Source organism: Exiguobacterium sp. SH0S7 (assembly GCF_004337195.1).
Lineage (GTDB): Bacteria > Bacillota > Bacilli > Exiguobacteriales > Exiguobacteriaceae > Exiguobacterium > Exiguobacterium aurantiacum_A.
Genome location: NZ_SJVA01000005.1, coordinates 1 through 12,071, shown reverse-complemented (window position 1 = coordinate 12,071; position 12,071 = coordinate 1). Strand labels below are relative to the sequence as shown.

Annotated in this window: 12 protein-coding genes; 5 read left to right on the top strand and 7 right to left on the bottom strand. The window is 51.5% G+C overall.

All coding sequences use genetic code 11. The annotated features are described in order from the left end of the window. The 3 genes from EVJ22_RS09500 (at nucleotide 1) to EVJ22_RS15655 (ending at nucleotide 1,667) form a co-directional block, all read left to right on the top strand. Nucleotides 1-477, top strand: a complete 477-nt coding sequence (locus EVJ22_RS09500; protein ID WP_131440659.1) for a GNAT family N-acetyltransferase — start codon at nucleotides 1-3, stop codon at nucleotides 475-477. Nucleotides 478-496: 19 nt separating this feature from the next. Then, the gene (locus tag EVJ22_RS09495; RefSeq protein WP_131443814.1) at nucleotides 497-1,477 is read left to right on the top strand and encodes a Gfo/Idh/MocA family protein; all 981 of its coding nucleotides are present in this window, start codon (nucleotides 497-499) and stop codon (nucleotides 1,475-1,477) included. Nucleotides 1,478-1,538: 61 nt separating this feature from the next. Continuing rightward, nucleotides 1,539-1,667 (top strand): hypothetical protein, encoded by a 129-nt coding sequence (locus EVJ22_RS15655; RefSeq protein ID WP_255569980.1) that lies wholly within the window; start codon nucleotides 1,539-1,541, stop codon nucleotides 1,665-1,667. 230 nt (nucleotides 1,668-1,897) lie between these two features. Here the strand turns inward: EVJ22_RS15655 and EVJ22_RS09490 are convergent, their stop codons facing one another. Both EVJ22_RS09490 and EVJ22_RS09485 read right to left on the bottom strand, forming a co-directional pair. After that, nucleotides 1,898-2,443: a P-loop NTPase family protein gene (locus tag EVJ22_RS09490; protein WP_131443813.1), complete on the bottom strand. Its 546-nt coding sequence runs from the start codon at nucleotides 2,441-2,443 to the stop codon at nucleotides 1,898-1,900. Nucleotides 2,444-2,454: 11 nt separating this feature from the next. Further along, nucleotides 2,455-3,213 carry a class I SAM-dependent methyltransferase gene (locus tag EVJ22_RS09485; RefSeq protein WP_233589668.1) on the bottom strand — a complete coding sequence of 253 codons (759 nt, stop codon included), beginning with the start codon at nucleotides 3,211-3,213 and terminating at the stop codon, nucleotides 2,455-2,457. Nucleotides 3,214-3,406: 193 nt separating this feature from the next. Between EVJ22_RS09485 and EVJ22_RS09480 the strand changes: the two genes are divergently transcribed. Next, complete coding sequence (locus EVJ22_RS09480; RefSeq protein WP_131443812.1) at nucleotides 3,407-3,973, top strand: histidine phosphatase family protein; 567 nt, start codon at nucleotides 3,407-3,409, stop codon at nucleotides 3,971-3,973. Nucleotides 3,974-4,173: 200 nt separating this feature from the next. On the opposite strand, the gene EVJ22_RS09475 is transcribed toward EVJ22_RS09480, so the two are convergent. Continuing rightward, nucleotides 4,174-7,554: a dynamin family protein gene (locus tag EVJ22_RS09475; protein ID WP_233589667.1), complete on the bottom strand. Its 3,381-nt coding sequence runs from the start codon at nucleotides 7,552-7,554 to the stop codon at nucleotides 4,174-4,176. 16 nt (nucleotides 7,555-7,570) lie between these two features. Continuing rightward, nucleotides 7,571-8,191, bottom strand: a complete 621-nt coding sequence (locus EVJ22_RS09470) for an NAD(P)-dependent oxidoreductase (protein ID WP_131443810.1) — start codon at nucleotides 8,189-8,191, stop codon at nucleotides 7,571-7,573. A 187-nt stretch (nucleotides 8,192-8,378) separates the two neighbouring features. On the opposite strand from EVJ22_RS09470, the gene EVJ22_RS09465 reads away from it, so the two are divergent. Then, nucleotides 8,379-9,470, top strand: coding sequence for an FUSC family protein (locus EVJ22_RS09465; RefSeq protein ID WP_071397493.1), 1,092 nt, complete (start codon nucleotides 8,379-8,381; stop codon nucleotides 9,468-9,470). A gap of 274 nt (nucleotides 9,471-9,744) precedes the next feature. Here EVJ22_RS09465 and EVJ22_RS09460 read toward each other — a convergent pair whose 3' ends face one another. From EVJ22_RS09460 to EVJ22_RS15495, 3 genes are read right to left on the bottom strand one after another with little or no spacing between them, the layout of a single operon-like run. Further along, nucleotides 9,745-10,791, bottom strand: coding sequence for a DUF58 domain-containing protein (locus tag EVJ22_RS09460; protein ID WP_158625519.1), 1,047 nt, complete (start codon nucleotides 10,789-10,791; stop codon nucleotides 9,745-9,747). Between the two features lie 5 nt (nucleotides 10,792-10,796). Further along, the gene (locus EVJ22_RS09455) at nucleotides 10,797-11,723 is read right to left on the bottom strand and encodes an AAA family ATPase (RefSeq protein ID WP_071397495.1); all 927 of its coding nucleotides are present in this window, start codon (nucleotides 11,721-11,723) and stop codon (nucleotides 10,797-10,799) included. Further along, nucleotides 11,723-11,962: a hypothetical protein gene (locus EVJ22_RS15495; protein ID WP_158625518.1), complete on the bottom strand. Its 240-nt coding sequence runs from the start codon at nucleotides 11,960-11,962 to the stop codon at nucleotides 11,723-11,725. Before EVJ22_RS15495 ends, EVJ22_RS09455 begins: the two co-directional genes overlap by 1 nt. Nucleotides 11,963-12,071 lie beyond the last annotated feature (109 nt).

Sequence of the window (12,071 nt, the reverse complement as noted above, 5' to 3'; positions counted from 1 at the left end):
ATGATTCGACCTATTATTCCGACGCTGCGTGAGCCGGTGCGTGACGTCTTTATCGCTGAGTGGGGATCACCTCAAATGGTCATCTCGACCGGGACGTATGACTGCGCTACGCTCGACGGTTTCGTCGCGATGGAAGAAGCGACAATCATCGGGCTGATCACGTATGTCATTAGAGAAGAGGAACTTGAAATCATCTCGCTCGATAGTTTGCGAGAAAACCGCGGCATCGGGTCGTCACTACTCGATGAAGTAGAGCGCTTGGGCCGGCTTCATGGGCTCAAGCGTATGTCGCTCATCACGACGAACGATAACTTACGAGCGCTCGCTTTCTATCAAAAGCGGGGTTGGCGCCTCGCAGGCATCATCCCTGGTGCGGTTGATGAGGCCCGCCTACAAAAACCGTCGATTCCAATGATCGGCGAGCACGGCATCCCGCTACATGACGAGATCATTCTTAGCAAAGTCATTACAACCTAAAGAAAAGAGGAGTCTTCCTATGATTCGATTCGGTATTATCGGCACGAACTTTATCACCCATTCATTTTTAGAAGCCATCCACGAAGTCGAAGGTGCGACCGTTGCGGCCGTCTATTCACGGACAGCGGAGCGGGCGACCGAATTCGCAAAAGAGTGTGGGATCGTCCATACGTTCACCTCGCTTGAAGATATGGCGATGAGCGACGTCATCGACGCGGTCTATATCGCTAGCCCGAACTCGCTCCATGCTGAGCAGAGCATCTTGTTCATGCGACATGGCAAACACGTCCTCTGCGAGAAACCGTTCGCCTCGAACGTTGACGAGGTCAAATTGATGCTCGAGACGGCACGTCAGCATGATGTCGTCCTCCTTGAGGCGCTCCGCAACCTATTCATGCCGAACTTCCAAATATTGCGTCAAACGCTGCCTCGCGTCGGTCCAGTCCGGCGCGTCATCTTGAACAAGTCGCAATACTCGTCGCGCTACGACTTGTATAAGCGCGGGGATAACCCGAATACATTCAATCCAATGTTCTCGAACGGATCGCTCATGGACCTCGGCGTCTATTGCCTCGGTCCCGCCTTGAAACTGTTCGGTCGGCCGGACGCCGTGCAGGCGAACGCCGTCAAACTCGACTCTGGGGTCGACGGGAGTGGTTCGGCCATCTTGTCGTATGACGGCATGGACATTATCGTGCTCCATTCGAAGATTCACGGCACGGACGCACCGTCTGAAATCATCGGGGAAGCGGGCCGCATCGTCATCGACGATATCGCCTCGCTCGACCGCTTGACGTTCGTCGGGCGCGACGGGACGACCGTCGAACTTGGTTCAGAACAGGCGAGCCATATGACGTATGAGATTCAAACGTTCGTGAACATGATTGAGGCAGGGGAGCGGGAGACCGAGATCCATTCATTTGACGATATGTTCTTGCTTGCTGACGTCATGACCGATATCCGGCGGCGCATCGACGTCCGTTACCCGGCCGACGCCTAATAAATGAGCCTCGAGCATGTGCTCGAGGCTCTCATTCTGAATGGAGGAGAAATATCAAACAATGAACGTACAAGAGATTTTAGAAGAAATTGAAAAGATACATTATTGGGATGATCGTGTTCTCGGGTGTGATTGTCGGTACTACGGGGATGAAGTGTTGAACAAAATCGAAGAAGAATATGAGTATTAGCATCATCAGATTGAATTTTTAGGGTGTATCAAAGTGGACATTTCTGCTGCTTTGAACGACCGGGCGACACCCATCAAAGAATTAACTAAAGGGCAGCTACCTTACTTCATGCAAGATATCGCTGTCTCGAGTTACATGTTGGACGGAACCGAAATATTCGTATGCAATCTATTGTTTCCGCCGGCAAGCGCTGAAATTCATTTCACCAAAATCCGGATTGGGAAGGAATATCATTGATGCTGATCCCGCTTTAACACATCCATCACCATCGCAATCCGTTCTTCGGTCGAATAGTCGCCTTCAATTCTTAGGATGGGACAAGACAATTCAGCCAACCATTGTTCATGCAACGTCTTGCTTCTGACTTCCGTCCCGGCGTGGTCGTAGAGGGCGGCCCATCTCAAAAAGGCTTGTGATTGCTCGTATAGACTGCCGCCAGCTAGTGCTTCAGCTCCATAGCGCTCGAGTTCCCGTTGCTCCAATCTGGCCAATCGAACTTCGGGTGGGATCCACAGAAAAATGACTAACTCAAAGCAGGGGATGAAGCAGTCGCCCCAACCTGCGAGGGAGCCGGATAGCACCCAATGTTCGAATTGTTGGAGGTCGTTCTTGAGAAGTTCCTGTCTGTCGGGTATTGGTCTCGGCTCGGTGAATTTGGTGACCCAGAAATACTCATCCGTATCTAGATTAGTATGGGGCAGGACTGCGGCTAACGCGTTTCCGAGAGTCGATGTTCCAGAACCCGAAGCACCTACTATGTGAATTCTACTTTTCATGTTTGTCTCCCTCATCGACCTATACTTTTCGCGGCCAACATCGTGAACTCCCATGGGATATTTTCATCGTTCCACCCTCGATGTTCGTCAAATCGACGAATCTGAAAGCCGGCAGTGATCACTGAATTCATGATGTCGCTCAGCGTATGATGTGTCAGCAAGACATCAGGGAAATCCTTCTGTTCGTCTTTGCTGAAAAATGATTTGTAAGAGATGTCCTCAGGATATAACTCGTTGTCAAAATAGACGGGCATATATGTAGACTCAGGACCAATGCATCTTTTAAGAGGATGATAATCACTCAAAATCATACTTCCCCCGGGTTTTAAGATTGAATAAAGGATATTGCACAATCGCTTGAGATCATCAAAGTAGTGTAAAATGCCTCCCTCCAAGTAAAGAAGATCGAATCGGCCCTCATACTTGCTGACATCTAGGTCATAGACATCACCCACTACATAATCGATGCTTGTCTGGGCACAAGTCGCTAATTCCAGTGCATATCTTTTGTTCTCTTCGGATACGTCGAAAATTGTGACGTTCGCCCCCATCAACGACAACGGGACGGCTTTTCTTCCGTTCGACCCACATATATTAGCCACGTTCAGTCCTTCGACGTCATGAAAATAATCTTTGTGCTTCTTAAGGCTGGCTCGTGGGTCTTTTAGAAGCTCTTTTGCCTTGTCTACCGGCGTGCCATCGCGCTTTTGCCAAAACTCATAGGCACGGTATTCCCAAGCAGTTTTATTGGTTTGTGTTTGTCTATTCAAATGCATCCGTCCTCTCTTTTTGTTCCCGTCGATTGAGTTGTTTGTAACGCTATGAGAGCTGTAAATGGTTCGAAGCAGAATCAACAGCATTTAACAATTTAAGGGGTATACTAAAGTATCGCTGGATAATTTTACAATAAGTTTCGGTGGAATGATAGTGAATGATGACAAATCAAGAATGGGAGACAATGACATGACGACCTTATATTTCGTTAGACATGCACACTCTACATATACAGCAGATGAGTGGACGAGACCTTTATCCGAAAAGGGAAAGGGAGACGTCCCTCAGATCACAAACATCTTAAGTGAAGAAGCGATTGATCTCGTCGTCTCGAGCCCATATGAACGGGCCATTCAAACGGTACAAGGAATTGCTGATCAGATTGGAACAGAAGTTCTGACCATTGATGACTTGAGAGAACGGACATTGACGACAGAACCGGCTGAAGACTTTACGTTGGCCATGACAAAAGTGTGGAAAGACCCTACTTTTACATGGGAAGGTGGAGAATCGAACGTTGATGCTCAGAAAAGGGGAGTCCGAGCCATCCGATCATTACTTGATCAATACGAAGGCAAGCGAATCGCAATCGGTACATACGGGAATATCATGGTGTTAATCCTGAATTATTTTGATGAGCAGTATGGTTATTCATTCTGGAAAGATCTCGATATGCCAGATGTATATAAAGTGACCTTCGATCAACATGTACTCGTAAACGTCGAAAAGTTATGGGACCGTCAAGAAGAGATTTGAAGTCGACTCACGACGTCATGAAAAAAGGATGGGGCCGTTCTCGGTCCCATCCTTTAAGTACTATATGATTTGATTCATCTCCATCGGAACTCACGATGGTTTACTCTCTATTCAAATATAGGTGGCGGATAAACAACCCGAGTGCGACCGTCATGATGACGGCCGGGATCAGGCCGACGAGCAATAATGAACCCATGCGTTCAGTCCTTTCTGAGTGCGTCGAGGCGCTGTTTCATGTCATCGAACGACTGTCCGTCCGTGAGCATGCTCAGTTCGCCAGTAACGAGGTCGTTCACTTCACGGTTCCAAGCAGTGCTGAGCGTCGTCTCGAGCAATTGTAAGTGCGAAGCGGTCCGTTCGGCTTGAGCGGCACCGACTGCTTCGAGCTGTTCCCGGACGGCGGCTTTTAAGCGCGCGCTCAAGTCGTCGCGCAGCTTCGTCCGACCGTCGGCTTCGAAGAATTGATTCGCGTTCTTATAGTGCTTCAACACGGGACGGAACGGGTCCGCTTCGAACGTGACCGGATCGACGGCGTCGCGAAGCCAGTCGATGTCGATGTCTTCTTCGTATGATAACGTCGGCAAGACGGGGCGCAGTTTGAGCGTCTCACGCTCGATCAACCGTTCTGTCTCTTGCTTCAAGAAGCGCTCGAGCCGATATTGGAACACTTGCAGCTCTTGGTGAATGTCATACGCATACTTATCGAGCGTACGCGTCAGGGCGCGCTCGAGACTCGCCTTCGAGCCGTCGACTTCGACCGGATGGAACGTCTCCTTGACGAAGTCCGAGAGCCGGAAGAGGGAGCGCGTCTCGAGGTGGGCGAGCAGTTCGTTCACTTCGCGCGTGAACGGGTCGACGAGCGTCGTGACGCTTAATCGGTTGTCGGACTCACGCAACTGTTCGAGTTGTGTACGATGTGTTTCTTTAACAGTCGCATCGGCTTCGGCTTCGCGTAATACGTCCTCGAACGCGGCGACGAGAGCGCTCGTCTCGTCTTTGATGCGGACGGCGTTCGCTTGGCGCAGGTCATGGTCGACGAACTGCTCGATCTTGGCCGAGAAGCGGTCGAAACCATTGTCTCTGCCTTGGATGGCGTTCCGGCTTGAGATCGGCAGGACGGTCGGATTGCGGACGCCGAGCTTCGTCAACTGGTTCGACACGTAATCGGTCACGGCATCGCGTTCCGCGTCATCGGTCGCCAAATCGGACGCGTTGACGAGGAAGAACATGTCATGGCCGCCCGTCCCTTGGACCCGCCCGAGCTGGATGACGAGCTCGCGGTCGGCCTCGGTGAAGGCGTGGTTGTAGTACGTCACGAACAGGACGGCGTCGGCGTCGCGCATATAGCCGAACTGTACCTCGCTGTGGCGGTTGAACTGGGAGTCGGCGCCCGGCGTGTCGACGAAGATGATCCCGCGCTCGGCCCAAGGGGAGTCGACATATAGCGCGATCTCCTTGACGATGCAACTCTTCTCTTCCTCGGTGACGAACGAGCAGAACGTGTCGTAGTCGACCGACTGCTCACTGCCGAGATAGGACAGAGGAGCGTTCTTGACGGCGTTGACGAACGGGTGGTCGATGCTGAGCGCTTCAAGTGAAGCGCCGTAGCCGTTCAGTTCCGCCTCGAGCTCGTCCCGTGTCTTGAACGTGATCGAGGCGCTCTTATGGGCTTGACCGTTCGGAGGCACTATCTTTGTGATCGAGGCCGTCAACGGGTTCGGCGACGTCGGGAGCACCGTTTCGCCGAGCAACGCGTTAAGCGTCGACGACTTTCCGGACGAGAACGCACCGAAGATGGCGAGCGTGTAACGCTCGGACTCGGCCCGGGCCAACTTGTGGCGCAACGACTTCACGCGTGACTTAAACAACGGATGACGTTCTAATATTTCACATACCGAATATTCATAAGAAAAATCTAATGAAAAAGCAACAATATTATCGCCCAAAAGCGAGGTCGACGCAACTTCTTGTTGCTGGTGTTCGACTTGTTTTTTCGGTAACTGGTCGGCCTCTACGTAATGTCGGGTCTCGAGGTCGCCCAACCGGTCTTCCGAAATGTCACGTGTGGCGTAAGTAGAGAGCAGCGCTTGCTTTTCAGCAAGCCGGCGTTGAAGCGCCAGCGTATCGAGCATGTCATATAAGTCGTCTTGCTCGGCCTTGATTTGGTCGATCCGTTTTTTTCCTTCAGCCTCGAGATACGTCTCGACCGAGGTGACCCACGGGTCGGACACTTTCGTCACCCAAGCGGCGAGGGCAGACTCGATGTCACGGCTGAACTGGAGGACCGTGTCGCCACTGAGTGACGCCCCGGCCTTCACTTGCTCGCTGATGAGCGTCTTCGGTGCGGACGGCAATGTGTCGGGACGAGACAAGATCGCTTCTGGCAGCTTCAAGTCACGGACGATGTCCTCGGCGTATTTGATCAAGTGGGGCCGCAAGTTCGTATCAATCAATCGGTTGAACTCTTTGGCGGCGACGTCTTCACGCCGCACACGTTCCTGGCGCGTCTTTTCTTTTGAGAAGAACAGGCCGACTTTGAACTCAGGTGCACAACTCTCCAGATAATCCCGCAACAGTTCACGGAACTCATAGTTCATGATCGGCGCACTGGCGACGATCGGGGACTGGTGTTTAAAGAACTCACGACGGAACAACTGCAGCCACGTCGATTTCTTCTCGAGTCGCTGGAGCCGGGATTGGATCTCCGCCGTCTGCTTCTCGACGACCGGAAGCTGTTCGAGCGCTGTCTCGATTGACCGCACAGACCGGTCGAGCAACGTGTCGACGAGGAGACTTGCTCGCGCCTCACTCTGCTCTCGGGCCGTCTCGATGACGGCTTGGACGTGGGTCCGGAGCCGTTCGACCTCGTTCTCTGGGTGATCGAATTCACGGAGCGAGATGTAGAACATATCGTCCGGATTGATGGCATGACGCATAAACGCCGTCTCGAGCGAGCGTTTGAACGCGTCAAACGGAAGTTCCGTCTCATCGTGCTTGTCGATCTGATTGATGATGATCGAGTAGGGGCGGGCTTCAGCGCTGAACTGTTTCATCAACTGGATGTTCTGTTCCGATTGGACGTGATTGTAGTCCATCATGAAGAACAAATGGTCGGCGAGGAAGAGCGAACGTTCCGTCGCTTGGCGGTGACGCTCATCGGTCGAGTCGATACCGGGGGTGTCCATCAAGACGACGTCACTTCCGAACGGGAAGCGCGGTAGCGCGTATTCGACTTCTTTGATCTCTTCGATTTTGCAGTAGTCGCCTAAATGTTCGAGCTCATCGGTCCCGAGTCGGATCCAGTCCGTGTCATTGATGGCGACCGAGGCACTTGCATCACCGTTACGGAGCGTGACGATGTTCGCGCTCGTCGGGATCGGGCTCGTCGGTAATACCCCGTCGCCGAGCCAGTTGTTGAGCAGCGTCGATTTACCGGCCGAGAAGTGACCGCAGACGGCGATCCAAATCTCGTCACGCGTCACTTTCCGGAGTGCGGTCCGGGCGAGCCGAGCCGACTCGGTCTCGTCTTGTGTTTCAAATACGTCGGTCAATTGCGCCAGGCGCATGCGTTGTTCGTTCATAATCCCCATCCCCTAATCATGATTCCGTCGTGATCCCGACGCGGTGTCTGATGTATGTTCTGTCTTTCCAGGCGCGAAGCACGAGCTCGGCGACGTCATCCCGTGCGATCGGACCTGAGTTCACCGTGCCCAACACGTCGGCCGTGATGACAATCTCACCGACAGATTCGCCTTCGATCAATTGCGTCGGACAGACGATCGTGTAGTCGAGGTCGGATGCTTCGAACAGCTCATAGGCTCGGGCGTGGTCCTCGGCTGCGGTCGTCATCGACCGTTTCGACTCACGCGTCTCGAAGCGATAGTTGTCCGAGTCGTGTGCCCGTAAAATGCCGGCTGTGCCGACGATCAAGATGCGTTTGAGTCCTGCCTGTTGCATCGCTGCGATGACGAGCGGGGTGAAGCGCGACAAGACGTTTTGTTTGTCGGTGCCGAGCGCTGACATGACGACGTCAGCACGTTGTATCGTTTCAATGACAGCTTCCTGGTCGGTGGCGTCGCCGATGATGACGTCAAGACCGTCCCTCGGTTGAAGCGGTCGTCTCGTTAATAGGCGGACGTGATGTCCGTCCTCCAGTAATCGTTCAAGCATCCGCATCCCCGTGCGGCCGCTTCCTCCAAATAAAGCAATGGTTGACAAGTAAACCCCTCCCCATCAAGATTAAAGAAAATATCCAACGCCATCATACCACGGAAGCGCTCTCGAATCGGGCAAAATGACCTGACTTCGACCGGTTCGAAGGCCAAATATTTCACGCACGCCGAAGTCGGCTAAAAAAATTGCATGACGTGTACAAAGGGGGAAGACACTCCGGTGTCGAGAACGCATGAGATTTGGAGCTAGAACGATCAAAACCGGGATTTCTGTCGCCCTGGTGTTACTTATTGCCGAAGCGTTTCAATTTGAACAAATCGTCGTCCCGGCACTCGCGGCCTCACTCGCCTTACTGCCGTCGGTGTATCAGACGGGTGTCCGGCTTTTAGAGGAGATGAAAGGGAACTTGATCGGTGCCTTACTGGCCGTGTTCTCGTTGATGCTGACACCGAACCCGACACCGATCGCGATCGGCGTCGTCATCATCATCGCCATCTCGATCCTGCTCTTCTTGAACCTCGAGTCGACGACGCGGACCGTCATCTTGACGACGATCTTGATCATGGAAGGGGCGAGCCAGTCCGACTTGTCGATTTGGATGTTCGCCGGCGAACGTTACTTGCTCATCATGATGGGGATCACCGTCGCGCTGCTCGTCAACGCGTTATTGTTCCCGCCGCGCTATGAACGGAAGCTCGAAGATGAGATCACTACCGTCTTTCAAATGGCGGTCCGGATCGCTCGCTTGTTCTCCGAGACGGAAGGCGGCCGCTCGTCGTTCGAATCGCTCGACGAGACGAAAAAGAAACATCGCGGTTCGAAGACGACGTATGATTACTTCGAAGAAGAGATCAAAGCCAACCGCTGGCTCGAGAAGAAGACGCCGATCTACCGTCGGGCCGTCCTCAAGTCGAAGATGATCGACACGAACAGTGCCGCCATCCACGTGCTCGACAAGTTGTACGACGATTATTTGACGGTCGAACATCTGCCGCCACAACTCGAAGAAGAACTGTTGCGCCATATGCGGCACTTGCTGCGTCGGCATGAGCGTTTGTTCTCGGCGTATGAACTCGAGAACGAACACATCATCGACCGCGAGGAAGACTTGATCCACGAGAACTTCGACTTCGCCAAACTGATGATCGAGAAGATGCGCGACGAAGAGGAAGAACTCATCTTGACCGTCGTCCCGCTCGTCGCGGCGATGACGAACTGGGTCAAGGCGATGAACGAACTCGAACGCTACCTCATCACCGAGATGAAGAAGCATAGCGACAACTTGAAAGTGGAACCGCGCAAGAAGTGGTTCTTTGAAGACTAAAAACCGCTCTCGTGAACTGAAACAAAAAAGTTAGACACTAAATAATTTGTCAGGCGACTTCGAGAACCTGGGTCCGGTATTCCACCGGGCTCAGTTTTTTTGTCGTTTTTTGATGCGGCGATGATAGTAGGAGTCGACATAACGCTCGATCTCTTGTTTGAAATGAGTCATGTCATAAAGAAAGCGTTAGTGAAGTTACAGATGTACCATAATCAGCTGGTTGAACTGCTTTTTGAATAAAAAAAACGCATCAGCTAACTTGTCTTTTAAAAAGTCAGTTAGTTGATGCGATTTTTATGAGCTGAGCTTGTTTATTTTTTATTTTCGTCACGTAAGGGGAGAAACGGGTTGAACCCATATAGTGATCTTGTTCCGATAGACTAGAGAGTAAGGCAAGGATGTTTTTAAGCTGCTTCGCCCCTTCTTGGATGCTCAAGTGATTGACGTGCCCCTTTTGATCTAATCGGTTCACAAACAGCTCGACCTTCCCGCCGCTTTCAATCAATTCCCGACTGACCAATGCCGTATCCTCTATCAGTTCCTCAAACTTATGATGTAGGCCGATCCCGTTCGAAGCCGACAAGTCGAGATACACCGTGAACATGTCTTGATTGACTGGCTGGTACAGTTTCGTTTGCAAGGTGGACTTCTTCGCCGTCGCATACCAGTCGATTTGTCTAGACGGTTCATCCTCATAGGGCTTCGAGGAGATTTGTAATAACCGATCTTTAATTGGAGAATATTTAGAGACGCGCTCACCAAGCTTTAGGTGTGACCGGATACGTTGCGCATGAGTACTTGAAATCGATGGATAGACCGTCCAACGTAAAGGGGGAGCCAAATAGAGTGTCAGCGTCCCTAACGATAGAGGCAAGCTAATCGTGATAGAGATTTCAGCTACTTCGATGGGTCCCCTTCGATTACCTGTAAGTTCGAAGACGAAATCAGACGGCAGCTCGTCCAATTCGATGATGGATTCCGTATGCCCCTCTAAGTTCACGACATAATGTCCATCCTTCGGCGTACGTATATATGTTTTCGTGCTCATTTCGTTTAACAGGTGCACGTTCGTCAGGTCGAGGGTGAACTTACACCTGTCGCCCTTGAACAGAATCGAGTCGTACTGCCTCCAGGTGACATCCATTTGTGCAGTAATCCGTTTCGTGTAACGCTCGATATAAACACTTGCCGCCAAAAAAACAGCGAGAACGAATGAAAGGATCGAGAGGTACGGCACGAACAATAAAATGAGAATCACTGAAAACAAGACGATTTGGATGCGCTTCTCAAGCAAGAAAAATACATTGGTCGAGATGTTCATCGGAGTCACATGCCCATCTCGACCGGGACCGGGACGGTCGCCAAGAGTTCTTCCATGACCATGGCCTTCGAGGACTTGATCTCGCCCTCGAGCGTCAGTGTCAACCGATGAGCGAAAACGTACGGGGCCAAGAACTTGATGTCCTCTGGTGTGACATAGTCACGATTGTGGATATAGGCATAGCTTTGCGCGGCTTTCGAGAGAGCGATCGTCGCACGTGGACTGATGCCCGTCTGAACGTTCTGGTGGCTACGTGACGAGGTCGCGATTGAGACGATATAACGTGACACGTCTTTCGAGATGTGAATTTTCATTGCATCGGCTCGATATTGTAAGAGTTGCTCAAAATCGACATTCGCTAAAATGGTCTTACGGGTCTCGGTGACGGATTCCTCTAGCAATTGAAGTTCGAATTCCTCAGTCGGATACCCTGTATGTAGACACATCATGAAGCGGTCAAGCTGCGCATCAGGCAAAGAGAATGTGCCGGATGATTCAATCGGATTTTGCGTCGCGATGACGAAGAAAGGGGTAGGTAGATGATATGTCTTGCCCCCGACCGTCACCTGTCGTTCTTCCATCGCTTCGAGCAACGCGGACTGCGTACGTGGGACCGCCCGGTTGATTTCATCGATGAGCACGATGTTGGAGAAGATCGGGCCTTGCTTATTTTCAAACTCTTGCGTCTTCAGGTTAAAAAAATCCGAACCGATAATGTCAGATGGTAATAAGTCGGCTGTGAACTGGATCCTTGAAAAGTCGCCATGGAAACTCGTCGCCAATGTCTTTGCCAACATCGTCTTCCCAGTGCCCGGGACATCTTCCAAGAGCACATGTCCGTTCGCCAGCAGCGACGTCACACACAGTTCGACCACTTTCGGGTTGCCCAAATAAACTTGGTTGATTTCTTCAATCATTGCACGAATGTTCATCAAGATCGCTCTCCTTTATGGTGTTGTATGTACTGTCTGACAGATACTTTGAAATCATGAAGTGAGCGCTCGTCGATTACGTCTCGTTCTCCATATCGTACATCGGCATACGGCTTCGCAGATTGATCGAATTGAATGCGTGCAAACCACTCTGAGACGGTCTCGTACGGTTTTCGTTTTTGAGCGTCGCTCAAGGCATCATTCAACGCCACGAGTAGTTTTGGATAGGCTACACTCAATTGGACATAAAAGTAGAGGTCGATTAGACTGAAACAAATTATCCATACGAGGAGAACATCAGATATGCCAAAAAGAGCGCACCGCACCTATACAGATGAATTCAAAGCA